Origin of the sequence: Pseudomonas sp. PS02290, from assembly GCF_029960075.1 — a bacterium.
GTDB lineage: Bacteria > Pseudomonadota > Gammaproteobacteria > Pseudomonadales > Pseudomonadaceae > Aquipseudomonas.
In genome coordinates this window covers 66,564-86,392 of sequence record NZ_JASCOY010000009.1, presented here as the reverse complement: position 1 = coordinate 86,392, position 19,829 = coordinate 66,564, and the positions used below count along the sequence as shown (strand labels likewise).

Genomic DNA, 19,829 nt, shown 5'->3' with positions numbered 1-19,829 from the left:
TAAGCGCTTAACTCACTTCTGCTTTTCGAGCTGGTGGTATTTGCCGTCCTTGTCCCACTGGTAAACCACGTAGTCAGAGACTTTCAGGTCGCCCTTGGTGTCCCAGGCTTTCTCGCCCATGACGGTTTTGACCGGGTGAGCCTTGAGGAACTTGGCAGCGTCTTCGCCTTTGTTCGACTTGGCGCCGTTGAAGCCAGCGGCCAGGGCCTGAACCGAAGCGTAAGCGTAGAGGGTGTAGCCTTCTGGCTCGTAGCCGGATTTGCGGAACTGCTCAACCACGGCCTTGCTGTCTGGCAACATGCGCGGGTCGGCGCCGAAGGTCATGTACACGCCATCGACGTATTGCGCGCCGCCAGCAGTGGTGACCAGTTCGTCAGTGACAACGCCGTCGTCGGACATGAATTTCACGTCTTTCAGGCCTTGTTCACGCAGTTGGCGAACCAGTGGACCGGCTTCCGGGTGCAGGCCGCCGAAGTAAACGACGTCAGCGCCGGCGCCACGAATCTTGGTGACCAGGGCGCTGAAGTCTTTCTCGCCACGGGTCAGACCTTCTTCCAGCACAGGCTTCACGCCGCGAGCGGTCAGCTGCTTGGCGGTGGCGTCTGCCAGGCCTTTGCCGTAGGTGTCCTTATCGTTGATGACGGCGATCTTCTTGCCCTTGAGCACGTCGACGATGTAGTCGCCGGCAACGATGCCTTGCTGATCGTCACGGCCGCACATACGGAACATGGCGCTCAGGCCGCGCTCGGTAACGGTCGGGTTGGTGGAGCCAGGGGTGATCGCGATGATGCCGGCTTCGTCATAGACTTCCGACGCCGGGATGGTCGAGGAGGAACAGAAGTGACCGACAACGCCGGCAACTTTGTCAGACGCCGCCTTGTTGGCAACGGCAACGGCCTGTTTCGGTTCGCACGCATCGTCGTAGGCGGTCAGCACGATTTTATCGCCGTTGACGCCGCCCGCAGCGTTGATGGCATCGGCAGCTGCTTGAGCGCCCTTCATGTATTGCTCGCCGAACGAGGCATTGGCGCCGGTCATTGGGCCAGCAACGCCGATCTTGATGTCGGCTGCCTGCGCAAATGAAGCCGCACCCATGGCAGTAGCCACGGCGAGTGCAAGAAAGCCTTTTCTGTAGAACGTCTGCGACATGAGTTGGTGCTCCTGGGTTTTTTAATTAGCACTGCGACCACGAAGCTGCTGCGAGCAAGTGGCGTGCCATCGGTTTTTTATTCTTGAGAAACTCGTCGTTTTGTCGCTATCCGACTGATTTCTGCCCTTTTTCACGGGGCGTGCAACCGTCTAAACCGCGCAAGGTGCAACCTTGCGACTTTAAAAGAGCAACCGCAGGGAAGCAGGCGCGCAACCGCGCCGCCTTCACCTGTACAACCCTGTTGTTACAGCCTGCGTCACCGAACTGCACACCGTCGGTGCGGATCCGCTACGGGACGCACCATTTGAGGGTAGTGGATGTAGGAGAAATCGTTGTTTTGAAGAGAAAATTCTTCTCAGATCACGATTCTGAGGCACTGGCCCGCATGGTATAGCGAAAAGCCAGCCTCGTACAAAGAGCTGCGCAGTCCAACGGCCGCCAGCGGCTGCATCTGCGCAAAGGGGATGGGTAAGACACTGGCGTTGCCGCTGCACAGATAATCGGCGAAGGCTTTGCCAACCACCGTCCCTGTGGTGTTGCCGCGTCCGTTGTAACCGGTGACAGCGACCAGTCCTGGTGCAGGCTCGAACATTCGCAGCAAGTGATCGGGCGTAAACGCGATGCAGCCGGTCCATGTGGATTCCCACTCCACCGGTTTGAGGTACGGGAAATAATGCTGTTGTACGCGATCGGCCCACGCCTTCAAAAACCAGCCGGGCTTCTGATTGCCATTGCCCAGACTGCCCAACAACAGCCGACCATCCGCATCCCGACGAATGCTGCTGAGTACCTGCCGCGTGTCCCAGGAACCCTGCCCGCCTGGCAAAATCTGCCGAGCAGCGTCTTCGGTCAGTGGCGCCGAGGCCACTTGATAGTAATAGCCAGGGAAAAAGTTGCGTCGCAGCTCGGTCCACTCGCCCTCGGTGTAGGCGTTGGACGCGATAACAACTTGCTCGGCAAGCACCGCGCCGTTTTGGGTGATGACGCACCAGCGCGAGCCCTGACGTTCAAGGCGTTTGACCGGCGAGTGATCGAAACGCTGACCGCCCAATTGCGTGACGGCCGCCGCCAGCCCGCTGGTGTAGGCCATCGGGTTGATGGTGCCGGCGCGGTGATCGAGCAAGGCGGAAGTGATCTCGGTGGTGCCGGTTGCTTCCTGACAAGCCTTGCCGGTGAGCAATTCCACAGGCGCGCCGCGACGTTTCCATTGTTCCTCACGGCTGCGCAAGTCCAGCTCACCCTTGGCGTTGTGGGCCATGTGCAGCGTGCCTTTGCGCGTCGCCTGACACTCGATGCCGTACTTTTCGATCAGACTGAATACCAGCGACGGCGCATTGCCGAGCATGGTGTTGAGCTGGCTGCCGACTTTCTTGCCGAAGCCGGCTTCAATTTCGTCAGGCGGAATCCACAGGCCGGCGTTGACCAGTCCTACGTTCCGGCCGGACCCGCCCTGCCCGGTGCGATGGGCTTCGACGACCGCGACGGTCTTGCCCTGCTCAAGCAGATGAATGGCCGCCGACAAACCCGTGATGCCTGCGCCGATGACGCACACATCGACAGTCACTTCCCCGCGCAACGCGGGCGCTTCCGGCCTTTGCGGCGTCAGCGTTTCCCACAGACACTCTTCGCGTAACGGCATCGCAAACCCTCGGAAAGAGACAGCCAGACCTGATCGTTCCCACGCTCCGCGTGGTAATGCAGCCGATGACGCTCCGCGTCACTACAAGCAGGCGCAGAGCGCCTATCGAGGGCGTGCCCACGCAGAGCGCGTGGGTACGATCACCTAAATCTGTGGGAGCGACCGGGGTGGCGCTCCACCTTGCTCGCGAATGAAGTCAACGCGGTGCGATGACTACACTCCGTCACTGCTAATCAATCAAACGTAATCCCCTGCGCCAGCGGCAGTTCGCGGGAGTAGTTCACCGTGGCGGTCTGGCGACGCATGTAGCCCTTCCACGAATCCGAGCCGGACTCGCGACCGCCGCCGGTTTCTTTCTCGCCACCGAACGCGCCACCAATCTCTGCACCACTCGGGCCAATGTTGACGTTGGCAATGCCGCAATCGCTGCCCAACGCCGAAATGAACTGCTCGGCCTCGCGCACGTCAGTGGTGAAGATGCAGGACGACAAACCTTGGGGCACGTCGTTGTTCAGGCGCACCGCCTCGCTGAATTCTTCGTAGCCCACGACGTACAGAATCGGCGCGAAGGTTTCGCTGCGCACGACATCGCTCTGCTCCGGCATTTCGACGATGGCCGGCGAGACGTAGTAAGCGTCGGGAAATTTATCTTCCAACTGGCGCTTGCCGCCAAACACCTTGCCGCCTTCGCTTAACGCCTGTTCCAGCGCCTCCTGCATGTTTTCATAGCTTTGCTTGTCGATCAGCGGGCCGACCAGATTGCCTTCCAGCGGATGCCCGATACGCACTTTGGCGTAAGCCGCTTTCAAGCGCTCGACGAACTCGGCCTTGACCGACGAGTGCGCAATCAGACGACGCAGGGTGGTGCAACGCTGACCCGCCGTGCCGACAGCGCTGAACAGCACGGCACGCACGGCCAGGTCCAGATCGGCACTCGGGGTCAGAATCATCGCGTTGTTGCCGCCCAGCTCCAGAATGCTGCGGGCGAAACGTGCGGCGAGTTTCGGCGCCACTTCGCGGCCCATGCGCGTGCTGCCGGTAGCGCTGATCAACGCAACGCGGGCGTCATCGACCAGCGCTTCACCGGCTTCGCGGCCGCCGACGATGCATTGGGTGAGGTACTGCGGAGCGTCCGAGAACTCAGCGGCGACTTTATCGAACAGTGCCTGGCAAGCCAGCGCCGTCAGCGGGGTCTTTTCCGACGGCTTCCAGATCACCGAGTTACCGCAGACCAGCGCCAGTGCGGTGTTCCACGACCAGACCGCAACGGGGAAGTTGAACGCGCTGATGACGCCGACGACGCCCAGCGGGTGCCAGGTTTCACGCATGTGGTGGCCCGGGCGCTCGGAAGCGATGGTCAGGCCGTACATCTGACGCGACAGGCCGACGGCGAAGTCGCAGATGTCGATCATTTCCTGCACTTCACCCAGACCTTCCTGTGTGATCTTGCCGGCCTCCCACGACACCAGCTCGCCCAGGTCGGCCTTGTGCTTGCGCAGCGCTTCGCCAAACAGGCGGATCAGCTCGCCACGCCGGGGCGCAGGCACTTTGCGCCACGCTTCGAAGGCGTGGTCGGCGCGGGTGATGCGCTGCTCGACTTCGGCGGCGCTTTCCCAGTTCACCGACGCCACCTGACTGCCATCGATAGGCGTGTGAACAGGCTTGTCGCCCTGTTGATAAAGCGCGGCATCGACACCGAGTCGGGTAAGCAGGTCGTTGAGCATGGTTTCTCCTGAAACTGATCGTAAGCGCGAAAGCGGAATGCCAAATATGGGTTATTTCGTCAGCCTCTAGTAATAGCTGGCGGGCGGCACTGCAACAAACGACGATTAAGCGAGATATCATTCCGTTTTTTCATGCTGACGCTGAACGAGCCGAATATGCTGAGCAAACGCCATCTCCCGTCGGTCACCGCGCTGCAATGTTTTGAAGCGGTGACCCGCCACCTGAGTTTTACCCGCGCGGCCGAGGAGCTGAACCTCACCCAGAGCGCGGTCAGCAAGCAGGTCGCCCAGTTGGAAGAATTGGTGCAACACCTGTTGTTTCGAAGGGTTCGTCGGCGCCTGCAATTGACGCCAGCCGGTGCGCTGTACCTGGGCGAAGTGCGCAAAGTGCTCACGCAGATGGAAATGTCGACGCACTTCCTGCGTTCCTACGGCGGCGAAACCGAAGTCCTGCGGGTGTCGACACCCTCGACCTTCGGTGCCCGCTGGCTGGTGCCGCGCCTGAAGGGCTGGCGCATGCGTCATCCGCACATTCATCTGGATCTGGTCAACGAACAGGAAAGCGATGACCTGGCCCAGAGCCGCTGCGACCTGTCGTTCTATTTCGGCGGTGGCGCCCGGCCCGGTGCCGAGAGCGTGAGGCTGTTCAGCGAAGAGCTGATCCCGGTCTGCGCCCCCGGCAGTTTACCGATTGAGCCCTTCACAGATCCTACGCAATTGACCGATCTGGTTCTGCTGCAAAATGCGCATCGTCCACAGGCCTGGCATGACTGGTTCGAGAGTCAGGGCTACCAGACGGAACACAGCTACCACGGGCCGCGTTTCGAAACGATCTACATGTGCATTCGCGCGGCGCAAGTGGGATGCGGCGTCGCGCTGCTGCCCCGGTTTCTGGTCGAAGAAGAACTGGCTGACGGCAAACTGATCATCCCATGGCCCCATGCCCTGCCGAGTCAGGACGCCTATTACCTCGCCTATCCGGAGCACGCGGCCGAAGTGCCGAAGATTCGCGTGTTTGTGGAATGGATGCTCGAACAGCTCAACGAGCCAACGCCGCAGTGAGTTAGGGGGGCCCGCCTGTCGCACTGGATACACGCGGTGTTCGTAGGACCGGCTTCAGCCGGGAAGAGGCCCTTTTGCATACGATCACATCTGCGGCGTGACCACCGACGCCTTCCCGGCTAAAGCCGGTCCCACAATCGCTGAAACATTTCTGCCCCTCTTCCACGACGACTGGCATTATGTCGGCCATCGTCAATAACAAACCGGACGTACCGCCACAGCGCTACCGCAAGGTTGTATGCGACACCCAATTGAATCCCGGGCCGCACCTTGGCGGCCCGCTGCTGGCTGGAGCGACACAATGAGTGAGAGCGCTTTCGCGGACCGCATCGTGCAGAACCTGCTCGATACCGACCTCTATAAGCTGAGCATGATGCAGGCCGTGCTGCACAACTACCCCAACGTCGAAGTCGAGTGGGAGTTTCGCTGCCGCAACGGTGAAGACCTCAGGCCGTATCTGGCCGAGATCCGCCATCAGATCGAGCAGCTCTGCGAACTGTCGCTGAGCATCGAGGAAACCGGTTTCCTCGAACGCATCAACTTCATGAAGCCCGACTTCCTGCGTTTCCTCGGGCTGTTCCGCTTCAACCTGCGCTACGTCCAGACCACCATCGAAAATGACGAACTGTGCATCCGCCTGTCTGGCCCATGGCTGCACGTGATCCTCTTCGAAGTGCCCGTCCTGGCCATCGTCAGCGAAGTCCGCAACCGACACCGCAACCCGGAAACCTTGCTCAGCCAGGCCCGCGATCAGTTGTACCGCAAGTTCGACTGGCTGACCGCCACCGCCACCGCCGATGAACTGGCGGAACTGAAAGTGGCTGACTTCGGCACGCGCCGGCGCTTCTCCTACGCGGTGCAGGAAGACGTGGTTTCAGTGCTGAAAAAGGATTTCCCCGGCCAGTTCGTCGGCACCAGCAACGTGCACCTGGCGCGCAAATTCGACCTCAAACCCCTTGGCACCATGGCCCACGAATGGATCATGGCCCATCAGCAACTTGGCCCGCGGCTGATCGACAGCCAGATCGCCGCGCTCGACTGCTGGGTGCGTGAGTACCGAGGCCTGCTGGGTATTGCGCTGACCGACTGCATCACCACCGATGCCTTCCTCGGTGATTTCGACCTGTTCTTTGCCAAGCTCTTCGACGGACTGCGCCACGATTCGGGCGATCCTGTGCAGTGGGCCGAAAAATGCATCCGTCATTATCAGAAGCTGGGCATCGAGCCGATGAGCAAGACGCTGGTGTTTTCCGACGGTTTGAATCTGCCCAAGGCGCTGGAAATATTCCGCGCGCTGCGGGGTCGCATCAACGTTAGCTTCGGGATCGGCACCAACCTGACGGCAGACATTCCAGGGATCAAGCCGATGAGCATCGTGCTGAAAATGACCGCCTGCGCCGGCCAGCCCGTGGCAAAAATTTCCGACGAGCCCGGCAAAACCCAGTGCAAGGACCCGGAGTTCGTGTCCTATCTGCGCCACGTATTCAAGGTGCCAGCCTGAGTCGAGCACCGACCGCCGCCCCTTTTCCATGCCATTCCTTTTTTGCTCAAGGAGTCAATCATGCAAGACGTACAGCGCGAGATCGCCCGGCAGCTCAACGTCCAGCCGCCTTTCGCCAATGACGAAGCGCTGCAGGCGGAAGTCAGCCGCCGCGTGCAATTCATCAAGGACTGCCTGAACAACGCCCGCCTGAAAGTGCTGGTGCTCGGCATCAGCGGTGGCGTGGATTCGCTGACAGCGGGTCTGATGGCCCAACGCGCCATCCGCGAGCTGCGTGAGAGCACCGGCGACAATGCCTACACCTTCATCGCCGTGCGCCTGCCGTACCACATCCAGCACGACGAACATGAAGCCACGGCATCGGTGGATTTCATCAACCCGGACGAGCGCCACACGGTGGACATCGCGCCCTCGGTGAAAGCGCTGGTTGATCAGATCAAAGCCTTCGAAGGCCAGGCCGCCAGTGCCGTGGATTTCGTAAAAGGCAACATCAAGGCCCGGACGCGGATGGTCGCGCAGTACGCCATTGCCGGCGTGAAAGGCGGTCTGGTCATCGGCACCGACCACGCCGCTGAAGCGGTCATGGGCTTCTACACCAAGTTCGGCGACGGCGCCTGCGACCTGGCGCCGTTGAGCGGTCTGGTGAAGAATCAGGTCCGCGCGATCGCCCGCAGCTTCGGCGCGCCGCAAAATCTGGTCGAGAAAGTCCCCACCGCCGACCTCGAAGAACTGGTCCCCGGCAAACCGGACGAAGCGGCCCACGGCATCAGTTACGCAGAGATCGACGCCTTCCTGCACGGTGAGCCGGTGAAGCAGGAAACCGCCGAGATCATTGTCAGCACCTACCGCAAGACCCAGCACAAACGGGATCTGCCGTACGCGCCATAAGGCTCGGTTATGAAGATGCCCGATGGGTTTGGATGAAAATCCATCGGGCAGCATTCAAAAACGGAATGAACCCGTTATTTCTTTTCGCTTGATGGCGCTCGCCATCACGGCTTACATAGCGCTCTGACTTCCCCGCCCAGAGCCGCTATCCATGACTGCTTTCCAAGGCCTCTTCTCCCTCGTAGCGTCCACCGTCGGCCAGCCCGCTGCGGCATGGCTCGAACACCGCGTCGAGGTGCCCCAGGCGCTGGGCGAGTTTTCCTGGTCTGACGAGGCAATCCATCGGGTCTGGCTCGCTGAAGCGTTGAACCTGTGCCTGTTCCACAAGCTGGTCGAGGCCGTGCCTGACGGGCTGCGCTACGTGGACGAGCAATCCGAGGGCGGCCGCAAGGTGGTGTTTGACCACGGCGCCATCCGCACCGTCGACTGGGCGGACAACGGCGAATTGCCGCGCGGTCGTCAGGCCTTCTCGCGCCTGCTCGAGCCGCTGGGTTTCACCGATGTGCGCACCTATCCGCTGACCAAACTGAACATGACCGGCTGGGGCTATCGCCAGATGGACCTGCCGGAAGACATCGCGCAGTTCTTCGTCTCCGAACTGCACCCCGGCCGACTCAGTCAGCCGTTTCAAGAGGCGGTCAGCCGTGTCGTCGGTTCGAGCCGCGACCCGTTGAGCCCTGAAGACTTGAGCGTTCTGAGTCGCCTGCGCACGACCCGGCATTGCAGCCTCATGGAAGCCACTCAGCTGCTACCGGCGCTGTATCGCGCGTTTGGCCGCCAACACGGCGTTGTTCGGGAAGATGACTATCGCCAGCTGCTGAGCGAAAGCGCGGAAATGGCGTGGATCGCCACCGAAGGCAACAGCTTCAATCACCTGACCGATCGGGTGGTGGATCTGGAAGCGACGGTGGCCGAACAGCATCGGCGCGAGCGGCCGATGAAGGACAGCATCGAGGTGTCAGGTTCGGGAAGGGTCATGCAGACCGCGTACAAGGCCTGCACGGTAAACCGAGGGCTGTTGACCGCCGAGGGCGTCGTGGTGACGCACAAGGTGCCAGGCTCATTCGTGGAGTTCATTCAGCGCAAGATCGACCCTGACAACGGCAAGATCGATCTCAACTTCGACAGCAGCAACGCCCAGGGCATCTTCAAGATGACCGACTCGAAGCAGGCACAATGATCACTTCAGCGTGACAGTGCCTTTCATCATGCCGATGTGGCCCGGGAACGAGCAGAAGAAGCCATATGCCTGGGCCGAATCCAGCCTGGATACGTCGAACGTGACCGCATCCGACTCGCCTCCGCCGATGACTTTGGTGTGGGCAATAACGCGCGCGTCACCGTCCTTCAGATAATCCTTGTCGATGCCGACGCTCATGCCGTCAGTGGCGATCTGCGACATGTCATCGAATTTGCTGATGACCAAGTTGTGGCCCATGACCGCCTTCGGCAGGCTGCCCGTGTGTTTCAGGTTGACGGTGAACTGCTTGCAGCTCTTGTCGATTTCGATGGCCTTGGTGGTGAACGTCATCTGGTCGGTGGAATCGACTTCGACCGAGCATTCGGCCGCCAGCAGGTGCCCACTGGCCAAAGTCAGAACGGATGCAGCGACAAGCTTGCGAATCATGGTGCGTCTCCTGGTGGGGCAGCCCTTTATTTTGTATACAAAGACTGCCCTAAATTAGAACAATGCATCAACCGTTATTACTGAGCGCCTCTGATCGGCCTCTATCAGGGCCATCGAGACAATCAAACAGTCAGCGCTACGATGGCTGCATAAGATCGTCCTGTCACCCATCTTCAGGACGATCCCATGCAACTTTCCAGCATTTTCCGCAGCTTGCTCGCCGCTTACGCCTGCGGCGCATCGGGCAATTACGACCGCGCCAGCCAGGATTACGGCGTCTATAAACGCGCGGTTTTCAACGGCTGAGACCTGTAATGGCGGGCGACTGACCGTGATTGATGATCGGGTGAGGAAAAATACCACGCCGGTTTTGCACCATTCTCAGGCAGAATGTGCTGACTTATCGTCTGTCTCGAGGACTGCCCATGGCCAAACCCAACTATTCCTTCGCCAAACGCCAACGTGATCTGGCAAAAGAGCAAAAGAAAGAGGAAAAAGCACAGCGCAAGCAGGCCGAGAAGGCTGAAGCAGAGGCTGGAGAAGGTGCAGTCGTAGACGGCGAAAACGCCGAAGGCGCCACTGAAGCTGAACACTCTACCGATGCTGAAGGCTCCACCGAAGTAAAAGGCTCCGCTGAAGAAAAGCCTGCTGAGTGATCATCTGATTCAGCGCAATGGGATGGATGAACGCGAGAACCTGTAGGAGTGAGCTTGCTCACGTTGGGGTTTCGCCATGATCCATCCATTGGCTGACACCCCGATATCGCAGGCGCGCTCACAGCCCAGTCGACACCAACGCCCGCCTAACCCGTAATCGGCATCACCGTCACCCGCACTTCCGGATCGTGGCTCCCGCCTCCCAGAATCACCCCCCGCAATGGCGACACGTCAGAAAAATCCCTCCCCCACGCCAGACTGATGTGCTCAAGCGCAGGCTGAACGTTGTTGGTCGGATCGAAATCCACCCAACCCAACACCGGACAGAACACCGACACCCACGCGTGGGACGCATCGGCGCCAATCAGCCGTGGCTGGCCGGGCGGCGGCTGGGTCAGCAGATAGCCGCTGACATACCGCGCCGCCAGCCCGCGCGAGCGCACGCACGCCAGCATCAAGTGAGCGAAGTCCTGACAGACACCCCGTCGGGTTTCCAGCACTTCCACCAGCGGCGTGGCCACCTGAGTCGCCTCGCCATCGAACGTGAACTCTTCGAATATCTTCTCCATCAGCGCCTGCGCGCACAGCAGCATCGGCCGTCCGGCGGGAAAGCAACTGGCGGAAAACTCGACGAAGGTCTGCTTCAGATGCACGTAGGGCGATTCGAAGCGATACCGGCAGGCGTCAAGGATATCCGGCGCCATCCTCGAGGCGCTGTAAGTCAGTCGATGCTGCGCCTCGTCCCATGGAGCGGACCCATTGAAATCCAGCTGCGGTCGTTCCAGCACCTCAATGCGCAGGCGCGCGTTGACCTGCAGCTCATCATGGGGACGTTCGAATGCCAGCCGCGTCAGCGGATTGCCGAACACGTCCAGCTCATCACGGCGCGTGGTCGGGGTCGGGCTGATGACCAGATGCTGCTCAAGGCAGCGCTGCCAGGGACTGCGCCGCGGCCACAGATGGGCGAGCTGCTGGGCCAGGGAAACCGGGCTGTCGTATTTGTAGTGGGTGTCGTGGAGGACTTGATACTGGGCGCTGTTCATCAGACCGACACCGTGCGCTGGCTGACATCATCGACGTGGGCGAAATGACGCAGCGCGAGCCGGTCCGAAACGTGGCCGCTGGTCTCGCCGATGGTTTGCAGCAGATCCGCCAGCCCATCCAGTGCTGCCTTGATGCTGCTCTCACCGAACAACCCTTCTTCCAGGCAACCCAGATCGAACACCGCCAGCCGCTGAATCAGTGTCGCGAGGCTGTTGTCTTGAGGCACACCGAAATCCTCGTTCATGCGCTTCACCGAGCGCGCCACCAGCTTGAGCTGAAACAACACCGCGTGGGGGTTCTGATCGTCCAGCACCAGCAGGTCGAGCACCGGGATCAACTGCGGCAGGGCCAGATAGCGCGAGCGGTAGGTGATCCCGCTGTTGCCCAGCTCCAGCAGCCCGTCCAGGGCGTCCTGATGAAACACCGCCTCGCTGCGCAGGAACGCCGCCAGCGTCGTACAGAGAAACTGCAAGCGCTCGATGCGCCGCCCTATCATCAGGAAGCGCCAGCCCTCGTCGCGGGTCATGTCGTCCAGGGCAAAACCGGACAGCGCCGCCAGCGACATCACCAGCCGGTTGAGGAAATCCAGCAACTCACCGAAATCAGGGCTCTCGGTCTCCAGGCTCAGGGCTTCACGCTGCAATTCCACCAGCGCCTGCCAGTTCTCGCGGGACAACTTGCCGCGCACCTGTGACGCCGCCCACTGCAGGCGCTGCAAATTGGAACGCAGGCTGAACGGCCAGTCGTCACCCAACAGCGCTTCAAGCAAACGCTCATGCAGCTCGCTCGGCTCATCTTCGTCCTGGAGCGGAAGCAGATTCAACCGTTCGGCCAGCTCGACCGCTGCTTGCAAAGCGACTGGATCATCGCCGTCGACATAGCGCGTCAGCATGATCCGCAGCAGGCGCGCGCTGTTGTCGCAGCGCTCGCAATAACGACCGAACCAGAACAGGTTTTCCACCACACGCGACGGTAGGTACGGGTCGCGGCGGATCAAGTCGTGCACGCCCAGCGAGTGACGGTTTTTCCACGGTTCACTACCCAGGGGTCGCTCGCCAAGAATCCAGGTGTCCTTGCTTGCGCCGCCGCGCTGCATCGACACCACGTCAGCGTCGGCATCGGCCGCCACGCGGGTCAAGCCGCCCGGCAGGACGCGATAGCCATCGGCCGTTGCCACCGCGTAAACGCGCATGCCGATGGCGCGGGGCTGCAGCTGACTGTCCTCACCCTGCCAGACTGGCGCGTGGGACAACTGCGCCAATTCCTGCGCGACGTAGGCATAAGGCCGGGCTTGCATACGCGCGGCAAGGGCCTGGCGGTCATCGTCGCTGAGATCGCGGCCGAAGACCGGGGCGAAACTCTGGGACGGGAACGCAGGCTTGATAAGCAGCTCCGGCATCTTCTCCAGCGCCTGGGCCAGCACCGGCGGCTCGCCGCACCACCAGGTGGCGATCGACGGCAGCAGCAGCTCTTCACCAAATAAGTGTTCATTGATCTTTGGCAGAAACCCCAACAGCCCCGGCGATTCCAGCACGCCGCTGCCCAGGGCATTGGCGACCAGCACGCGGCCCTGTCGCACCGCTTGAAGCAGGCCCGGCACGCCCAGCGCGGAATCCGTGCGCAGTTCGAGTGGGTCGCAAAAATCGTCGTCCAGACGGCGCATGATCGCGTGAACACGACGCAACCCGCTGAGGGTTTTCAGGTACACCGTCGCGTCGCGCACGGTCAGGTCGCTGCCTTCCACCAGTGGATAACCCAACTGACCGGCCAGATAAAGATGCTCGAAATAGCTCTCGTTGAAACGCCCAGGTGTTAGCAGTACCACCAGCGGGGCTTCGTGGCTGGTGGGTGCCTGGCGCGCGAGGGTTTCCTGCAGCGACCGGAAGAAATTCGAGAGGTGCTGGACTTGCAAATCCCGGTACAACTCGGGAAACGCCCGCGACACGATCAGCCGGTTTTCCAGCGCGTAACCGGCACCCGACGGCGCCTGAGTCCGGTCGGCGGTGACCCACCAGCGACCGTCGGGCGTGCGCGCCAGGTCAACCGCGTACACATGCAGAAAAGTGCCTTCAGGCGGCTTTACGCCTTGGCATGGCCAGAGAAAGTTGTTGTGGCCGAACACCAGCTCCGCCGGCAGCAGACCTTCGGCGATCAGTTCCTGCGGGCCGTAGAGATCAGCCAGCACGGCATTGAGCAAACGCGCGCGCTGGGCGATGCCGGCCGCCAGTGGCTGCCACTCTTCCATCGGAATCACGTGGGGCAGCATGTCCAGTTCCCAAGGACGATCGGCGCCCTTGGGGTCGGCATAGACGTTATAGGTGACGCCGTTTTCCTGAATCTGCCTGGCGAGCAGCGCCTGACGCTGGATGAGCTGCGCAGGTGTGCTGCGCTGGAGATGCTCGTACAGCCGCTGCCAATGGGGCCGAACGGCGCCGCTGGCATCCAGCATCTCGTGGTAGGTACCCGGGGTGAGCGGATAGTGGTCAAGCAGGTCAGGCATGGAAGGCTCGGCAGACAACAAAAGGACTCGAATCAACTGCGCTCAGAGTAGCGCAGACAACATGACACGCAGGGGCGCTTTCCATGTTTAGACGTGCGGCACGGCGACCTGACCCCACGTCAGGCCGCCGGCGCGATTACCGATGCAGGCGCAAATCCAGGGTCATCGGCAGTTCATCGTTGAGGGTTAGCGTGGGGACGTCCAGTTTGCCGGGACTGTGTCCGACCCGGAAGAACCGCGCCAGACGTCGGCTTTCCGCTTCGTTGGCATTCACCGGCAGGGTTTCGTAATTGCGCCCGCCAGGGTGGGCGACATGATACTCGCAGCCCCCCAGCGAACGCTGCATCCAAGTGTCGAGAATGTCGAAAACCAGCGGCGCATGCACCGGGATCGTCGGCTGCAAGGCATTGGTCGGCTGCCAGGCGCGATAACGCACCCCCGCGACGAACTCGCCTACGCGCCCGGTCGGTCGCAGCGGCACCGGCACGCCGTTGCAGGTGAGCATGTAACGCTGCGGTGGCAGGCCGGTGACCTTCAACTGCAAGCGCTCCAGTGATGAGTCCACATAACGAACCGCGCCACCCGCTGCACCCTCCTCGCCCAACACGTGCCACGGCTCCAGGGCCTGGCGCAGCTCCAGCTCGATACCGCTGACGGTGTAATCGCCGACCTTCGGAAAGCGAAACTCCAGATGCGCCGCGAACCACTCCGCGCGCACGGGATAACCGGCGCTGTTGAGCTCGGCGATGACGTCGGCGAAATCCTGCTCAATGAAATGCGGCAGCATGAAGCGGTCGTGCAGCTCGGTGCCCCAGCGCGCCAGTTTCGCCGGTGCATAGGGTTCGCGCCAGAAACGCGCGACCAGTGCCCGCAGCAACAGCTGCTGCGCCAGACTCATGCGCGCGTGGGGCGGCATCTCGAAGGCGCGTAGTTCCAGCAAGCCTAACCGGCCGGTCGCACCGTCGGGAGAGTACAACTTGTCGATGCAGAATTCGGCGCGGTGGGTGTTGCCGGTCACGTCGATCAGCAAGTTGCGCAGCAGCCGGTCCACCAGCCACGGCGCGCATTCTTCGCCCGGCTCGGGCATTTGCGAGAAGGCGATTTCCAGCTCGTACAACGAGTCGTTGCGCGCTTCGTCGACACGCGGTGCCTGCGAGGTCGGGCCGATGAACAATCCGGAGAACAAGTAGGACAACGACGGGTGGTTATGCCAGTAACTCAACAGGCTGCGCAGCAGATCCGGCCGGCGCAGGAAGGGCGAGTCGCCCGGCGTTGCGCCACCGAGGACAAAATGGTTGCCGCCGCCGGTGCCGGTGTGGCGCCCGTCGATCATGAATTTCTCGGTGGTCAGCCGGGTCAGACGCGCCTGTTCGTAGAGAAACTCGGTGCGTTCGACCAGCTCATCCCAGGTGGACGACGGCTGCACGTTCACTTCGATCACGCCCGGATCCGGGGTGATGCGGAAGTTCGCCAGACGCGGATCGCTCGGCGGCTCGTACCCTTCCAGCAACACCGGGCAGTGCATGTCCTCGGCCGTCGCTTCGATGGCGGCGACCAGTTCCAGATAGGCCTCAAGGGATTGCAGCGGCGGCATGAACAGATACAACCGCCCGCCCCGCGCTTCGGCGCTCAAGGCGGTGCGGGTCAGCCAATCGGCGGACTCGTCGATCTCGGGTTCGCGCTCGACGCCCGGGTCGCTCTGCTCTGCCAGGCCGTCCAGTCGCGACTGAACCTCGTCGCGGTCGGGCAACTCGGCAAATGCCTGGTTGTGGTCGGTCGGGTGGATGTACGGGTATTCCGCCGCCTTGACCCAAGGCTGGGAAGCCAGTGGCAGGCGATAGCCCAGCGCGGAGTCCCCCGGCACCAGACGGCAATGCTCGTCGCGCAGGTACCAGCGACCACTCTGCCAATGATCGTCGGCGGCGGTTCGCGCCAGCGGCAGCACGTGGCCGATGATGGTGTCCAGCCCTTGGGAAAACACTTTGCGAAGGCGCTCGCGTTCGAGCGGGTCTTCAAGACGCGAAGCTTCGGCGCTGACGTTTTTGGGCAGCGCGCCCTCACGCCACAGGTAATAGAAACGGTCTTCGTAGGCCGGGAAAACGTAGCGCGCCGGCAGCTTCAGCCGCTCGGCCACGCTGCGCAGAAAACTGCCCGCCATCTCGCTGTCGGCGCCATAGTCCCGGGTTTCGTCAGCAACCAGCGCGTTGTTGCGCCACACCGGTTGCCCGTCCTTACGCCAGAAGCAGTTCAGCGACCAGCGCGGCAATTGCTCACCGGGGTACCACTTGCCCTGACCAAAATGAACGATGCCCTGGGGCGCGTAATGATCTCGCATGCGCTGGTACAGCTCGGCCGAGAGCAGACGCTTCTTCGGCCCCAGTGCGGCGGTGTTCCATTCATCCCCGTCACGGTCGTCGATGGACACAAAGGTCGGCTCGCCGCCCATGGTCAGGCGCACGTCGTGTGCCATCAGGTCGTTATCAATCTGCCGGCCCAGCGCCTGAATGTCCTGCCACTGCTCTTCGGTGTAGGGCTTAGTGACGCGGGGCGCCTCCCAGATACGCTGCACCGACATCTCGTGGGTGAACTCGGTGTTGCAGGGCTCGACCATGCCACTGATCGGCGCCGCCGAAGACGGCTCGGGGCTGCACGCCAGCGGAATGTGACCCTCACCGGCAAACAAGCCGGACGTAGCGTCAAGGCCCACCCAGCCAGCGCCGGGCAGATACACCTCGCACCAGGCGTGCAGATCCGTGAAGTCAACGTCGGTGCCGGACGGTCCATCCAGCGCCTTCACATCGGCTTTGAGCTGAATCAAATACCCGGACACAAACCGCGCAGCCAAACCCAGATGTCGCAGTAACTGCACCAGCAACCAGGCGGAGTCGCGGCAGGAACCGGAAGCGTTTTCCAGGGTGTATTCCGGCGTCTGAATGCCCGGCTCCATACGAATCAGGTAACCGATGTCATTGGCCAGACGCTGGTTGAGGCCGACCAGAAAGTCGATCGCCGGAATCGGCGTGCGGTCGATGCTGTCCAGATACGCCTGGAATCTTGGGGTCAGCGGCAGCTTTTCCAGATAGGGCTGCAGCTCGTGATGCTCTTCGCGGGCGTAAGTGAACGGGATCTTCTCGGCGTAGGGCTCAAGGAAGAAATCGAAGGGGTTGAACACCGCCATTTCGGCGACCAGGTCCACTTCGATGCGCAACTCGTCAGTCTTTTCCGGGAACACTAACCGCGCCAGGTAATTCCCCTGCGGGTCCTGCTGCCAGTTGATGAAGTGGTTTTCAGGAAGGACTTTCAGCGAATACGACAACACGCGCGTGCGGCTGTGGGCCGCCGGGCGCAAACGGACAATCTGCGGACCCAGCTCAACCGCGCGTTCGTAGCGGTAATGCGTGACATGGTGCAAGGCAATGTGAATCGACACGGCGTGCCTCCTGCGAGCCTGGACGGTAACGGAGCTGCGCAAGACTTATGCCACCCCGGCAAATCAGGCGCCTCCGGCGTGGAGGTAGCTTGTTCAGCCAAGCACAGCACCAAAATCGCGCCCGCTTCAACGAATGGTGCAAGGGTCGCACGGAAATGAGGCGGGTGGGGTTATTTGCACCGGAATGCAAAACGCCAGCTCGAAAGCTGGCGTTTTGGTGGAGCGAAGAAGCGTTGGCGCGAGGGCGTTAGCGTGGAAAGACCGGCTGACGCGTTGGCTTCTTACCTTTGCCGGGTTTGGCCGCATCCGAGCGATCCTTGGCAGCCTGCTTGTTACGAGCAGCCGCCGCGGCCTTGGCCTCTTCGCGCTTGTCCCAAGGTTTGCTGCCGTCGCTGCCGCGTTGTGGCAAGCCGGTGTGCTGCGTCAGGATCTTGGTGGTCCTGGCAACCTTGTGGCTACCGGCCGGCGTCGAGTTCTTGCGGCGCGCGCTCTGATAGGTGTCGGTTTCCGGCTGGTGCAGCGGGATCAGCTGATGCTTGCCCGGCCCGATCAGATCGGCACGGCCCATTCGCTCCAGCGCTTCACGCAGCATCGGCCAGCCCTTCGGATCGTGGTAGCGCAGGAACGCCTTGTGCAGACGGCGCTGCTCTTCGCTCTTGACGATGGTGACCGAGTCGCTCTTGTACGTGACCTTGCGCAGCGGGTTCTTGCCGGAGTGGTACATGGCCGTCGCACTGGCCATCGGCGACGGATAGAACGCCTGCACCTGATCCGCACGGAAGCCATTGCCCTTGAGCCACAGCGCGAGGTTCATCATGTCTTCGTCAGTCGTGCCCGGATGGGCCGCGATGAAGTAAGGAATCAGGTACTGCTCTTTGCCCGCTTCCTTGGAGTACTTCTCGAACATGCGCTTGAACTTGTCATAGCTGCCAATGCCCGGCTTCATCATCTGGTTGAGCGGACCTTCTTCGGTGTGCTCAGGCGCAATCTTCAGGTAACCGCCGACGTGGTGGGTGACCAGCTCCTTGACGTACTCGGGCGATTCGACAGCCAGGTCGTAACGCAGACCGGAGGCGATCAGAATCTTCTTCACGCCGGGCAGTTCACGGGCGCTGCGGTACAGCTGAATCAATGCCGAGTGATCGGTATTCAGGTTCGGGCAGATGCCAGGGAACACGCACGACGGCTTGCGGCACGCGGATTCGATCTCCGGGCTCTTGCAAGCGATGCGATACATGTTCGCCGTCGGCCCGCCGAGGTCGGAAATCACGCCGGTGAAGCCGGGGACCTTGTCACGGATCTCTTCGATTTCGCGAATGATCGAATCGTGGGAACGGTTCTGGATGATCCGGCCTTCGTGTTCGGTGATCGAACAGAACGTACAGCCGCCGAAGCAGCCGCGCATGATGTTCACCGAGAAACGGATCATGTCGTAGGCCGGGATCTTCTCCTTGCCGTACACCGGGTGCGGGATGCGCGCATAAGGCATGCCGAACACGTAGTCCATTTCTTCGGTGGTCATCGGAATGGGCGGCGGATTGAACCAGACGTCGACTTCGCCGTGCTTCTGGACCAGCGCCCGGGCGTTGCCCGGGTTGGTCTCAAGGTGCAAGACGCGGTTGGCGTGAGCGTACAGAACCGGGTCGTTACGGACCTTCTCCATCGACGGCAGCCGGATGACCGTCTTGTCGCGGGTCATGCGCGGGCTCGCCAGAATCTGCACGACCTTCGCTTCGTTCGGATCCTCGACGTCACCCTTTTCCTGCTCGATGGCGCAGGCCTGGGTGTCTTGAGTGTTCACGTACGGGTTGATGATCTTGTCGATCTTGCCTGGACGGTCGATACGCGTGGAGTCGACTTCGTACCAGCCTTCCGGCGTATCACGACGAATGAATGCCGTGCCGCGCACGTCAGTGATGCTTTCGATCGTCTCGCCATAGGACAGGCGAGTGGCCACTTCGACGATGGCCCGCTCGGCGTTGCCGTACAGCAGGATATCGGCGCAGGCGTCGATCAGGATCGAGTTCCGTACCTTGTCCTGCCAGTAGTCGTAGTGAGCGATGCGGCGCAGCGATGCTTCGATGCCACCCAGAACGATCGGCACGTTCTTGTAGGCTTCCTTGCAACGCTGGCTGTAGACAAGACTCGCACGGTCCGGACGCTTGCCCGCCATACCGCCCGGCGTGTACGCATCGTCGGACCGAATCTTTTTGTCGGCGGTGTAACGGTTGATCATCGAATCCATGTTGCCGGCCGCGACGCCGAAGAACAGGTTCGGCTCGCCGAGCTTCATGAAGTCGTCTTTTGACTTCCAGTCAGGCTGCGCAATGATCCCGACGCGGAAGCCCTGGGACTCCAGCAGCCGGCCGATGATTGCCATGCCAAACGACGGGTGATCGACGTAGGCATCACCCGTGACAATGATGATGTCGCAGGAATCCCAGCCAAGCTGATCCATTTCTTCCCGGCTCATGGGCAGGAAAGGCGCTGGTCCGAAACATTCGGCCCAGTACTTCGGATAGTCAAATAACGGCTTGGCTGCTTGCATATCGATGACCAGTGTTCGTGTCTGGGGGCGATTTTCGCTTGGAAATTCGCGGGCGCGGAG

The 19,829-nt window shown here is 61.4% G+C and carries 13 protein-coding genes; 5 read left to right on the top strand and 8 right to left on the bottom strand.

Features of this window, described 5'->3' with window-relative positions; all coding sequences use genetic code 11:
• Positions 1–12 precede the first annotated feature (12 nt).
• From QMX88_RS07280 to amaB, 3 genes are all read right to left on the bottom strand, one after another.
• Positions 13–1,149 (bottom strand): ABC transporter substrate-binding protein, encoded by a 1,137-nt coding sequence (locus QMX88_RS07280; RefSeq protein WP_282367785.1) that lies wholly within the window; start codon positions 1,147–1,149, stop codon positions 13–15.
• Between the two features lie 356 nt (positions 1,150–1,505).
• Entirely contained in the window at positions 1,506–2,789 is a 1,284-nt protein-coding gene (gene amaA, locus QMX88_RS07275; RefSeq protein ID WP_282367783.1) for an L-pipecolate oxidase, read from the bottom strand.
• A 233-nt stretch (positions 2,790–3,022) separates the two neighbouring features.
• Positions 3,023–4,513, bottom strand: a complete 1,491-nt coding sequence (gene amaB, locus QMX88_RS07270; protein ID WP_282367781.1) for an L-piperidine-6-carboxylate dehydrogenase — start codon at positions 4,511–4,513, stop codon at positions 3,023–3,025.
• Positions 4,514–4,669: 156 nt separating this feature from the next.
• Between amaB and QMX88_RS07265 the strand changes: the two genes are divergently transcribed.
• The 4 genes from QMX88_RS07265 (at position 4,670) to QMX88_RS07250 (ending at position 9,144) form a co-directional block, all read left to right on the top strand.
• A complete protein-coding gene (locus QMX88_RS07265) occupies positions 4,670–5,575 on the top strand; it encodes a LysR family transcriptional regulator (protein ID WP_282367779.1) in 906 nt (301 codons plus the stop codon).
• A gap of 301 nt (positions 5,576–5,876) precedes the next feature.
• Complete coding sequence (gene pncB, locus QMX88_RS07260) at positions 5,877–7,076, top strand: nicotinate phosphoribosyltransferase (RefSeq protein ID WP_192171079.1); 1,200 nt, start codon at positions 5,877–5,879, stop codon at positions 7,074–7,076.
• A gap of 60 nt (positions 7,077–7,136) precedes the next feature.
• The gene (nadE, locus tag QMX88_RS07255; RefSeq protein WP_282367777.1) at positions 7,137–7,964 is read left to right on the top strand and encodes an ammonia-dependent NAD(+) synthetase; all 828 of its coding nucleotides are present in this window, start codon (positions 7,137–7,139) and stop codon (positions 7,962–7,964) included.
• 151 nt (positions 7,965–8,115) lie between these two features.
• Positions 8,116–9,144, top strand: a complete 1,029-nt coding sequence (locus QMX88_RS07250) for a DUF1338 domain-containing protein (protein ID WP_282367775.1) — start codon at positions 8,116–8,118, stop codon at positions 9,142–9,144.
• Here QMX88_RS07250 and azu read toward each other — a convergent pair whose 3' ends face one another.
• On the bottom strand, positions 9,145–9,591 hold the full coding sequence (azu, locus tag QMX88_RS07245) for an azurin (protein ID WP_282367773.1): 447 nt from the start codon (positions 9,589–9,591) through the stop codon (positions 9,145–9,147).
• A gap of 425 nt (positions 9,592–10,016) precedes the next feature.
• On the opposite strand from azu, the gene QMX88_RS07240 reads away from it, so the two are divergent.
• Complete coding sequence (locus QMX88_RS07240; RefSeq protein WP_192171083.1) at positions 10,017–10,247, top strand: hypothetical protein; 231 nt, start codon at positions 10,017–10,019, stop codon at positions 10,245–10,247.
• Between the two features lie 146 nt (positions 10,248–10,393).
• On the opposite strand, the gene QMX88_RS07235 is transcribed toward QMX88_RS07240, so the two are convergent.
• The 4 genes from QMX88_RS07235 to QMX88_RS07220 all read right to left on the bottom strand — a co-directional run bounded on the left by QMX88_RS07235 (position 10,394) and on the right by QMX88_RS07220 (position 19,769).
• Positions 10,394–11,290 (bottom strand): transglutaminase family protein, encoded by an 897-nt coding sequence (locus QMX88_RS07235; protein WP_192171084.1) that lies wholly within the window; start codon positions 11,288–11,290, stop codon positions 10,394–10,396.
• The gene (locus QMX88_RS07230; protein ID WP_282367770.1) at positions 11,290–13,791 is read right to left on the bottom strand and encodes a circularly permuted type 2 ATP-grasp protein; all 2,502 of its coding nucleotides are present in this window, start codon (positions 13,789–13,791) and stop codon (positions 11,290–11,292) included. The genes QMX88_RS07235 and QMX88_RS07230 overlap by 1 nt, the downstream gene beginning before the upstream one ends.
• A 136-nt stretch (positions 13,792–13,927) precedes the next feature.
• On the bottom strand, positions 13,928–17,221 hold the full coding sequence (locus tag QMX88_RS07225; protein WP_282367768.1) for a transglutaminase family protein: 3,294 nt from the start codon (positions 17,219–17,221) through the stop codon (positions 13,928–13,930).
• A 247-nt stretch (positions 17,222–17,468) separates the two neighbouring features.
• The gene (locus QMX88_RS07220) at positions 17,469–19,769 is read right to left on the bottom strand and encodes a YgiQ family radical SAM protein (protein ID WP_282367766.1); all 2,301 of its coding nucleotides are present in this window, start codon (positions 19,767–19,769) and stop codon (positions 17,469–17,471) included.
• Between the last annotated feature and the right edge of the window lie 60 nt (positions 19,770–19,829).

What these genes read in the sequence shown, in the direction of transcription:
- QMX88_RS07280 (WP_282367785.1), bottom strand. Translation starts at nt 1,149, where the DNA reads ATGTCGCAGACGTTCTACAGAAAAGGCTTTCTTGCACTCGCCGTGGCT.
- amaA (WP_282367783.1), bottom strand. Translation starts at nt 2,789, where the DNA reads ATGCCGTTACGCGAAGAGTGTCTGTGGGAAACGCTGACGCCGCAAAGG.
- amaB (WP_282367781.1), bottom strand. Translation starts at nt 4,513, where the DNA reads ATGCTCAACGACCTGCTTACCCGACTCGGTGTCGATGCCGCGCTTTAT.
- QMX88_RS07265 (WP_282367779.1), top strand. Translation starts at nt 4,670, where the DNA reads ATGCTGAGCAAACGCCATCTCCCGTCGGTCACCGCGCTGCAATGTTTT.
- pncB (WP_192171079.1), top strand. Translation starts at nt 5,877, where the DNA reads ATGAGTGAGAGCGCTTTCGCGGACCGCATCGTGCAGAACCTGCTCGAT.
- nadE (WP_282367777.1), top strand. Translation starts at nt 7,137, where the DNA reads ATGCAAGACGTACAGCGCGAGATCGCCCGGCAGCTCAACGTCCAGCCG.
- QMX88_RS07250 (WP_282367775.1), top strand. Translation starts at nt 8,116, where the DNA reads ATGACTGCTTTCCAAGGCCTCTTCTCCCTCGTAGCGTCCACCGTCGGC.
- azu (WP_282367773.1), bottom strand. Translation starts at nt 9,591, where the DNA reads ATGATTCGCAAGCTTGTCGCTGCATCCGTTCTGACTTTGGCCAGTGGG.
- QMX88_RS07240 (WP_192171083.1), top strand. Translation starts at nt 10,017, where the DNA reads ATGGCCAAACCCAACTATTCCTTCGCCAAACGCCAACGTGATCTGGCA.
- QMX88_RS07235 (WP_192171084.1), bottom strand. Translation starts at nt 11,290, where the DNA reads ATGAACAGCGCCCAGTATCAAGTCCTCCACGACACCCACTACAAATAC.
- QMX88_RS07230 (WP_282367770.1), bottom strand. Translation starts at nt 13,791, where the DNA reads ATGCCTGACCTGCTTGACCACTATCCGCTCACCCCGGGTACCTACCAC.
- QMX88_RS07220 (WP_282367766.1), bottom strand. Translation starts at nt 19,769, where the DNA reads ATGCAAGCAGCCAAGCCGTTATTTGACTATCCGAAGTACTGGGCCGAA.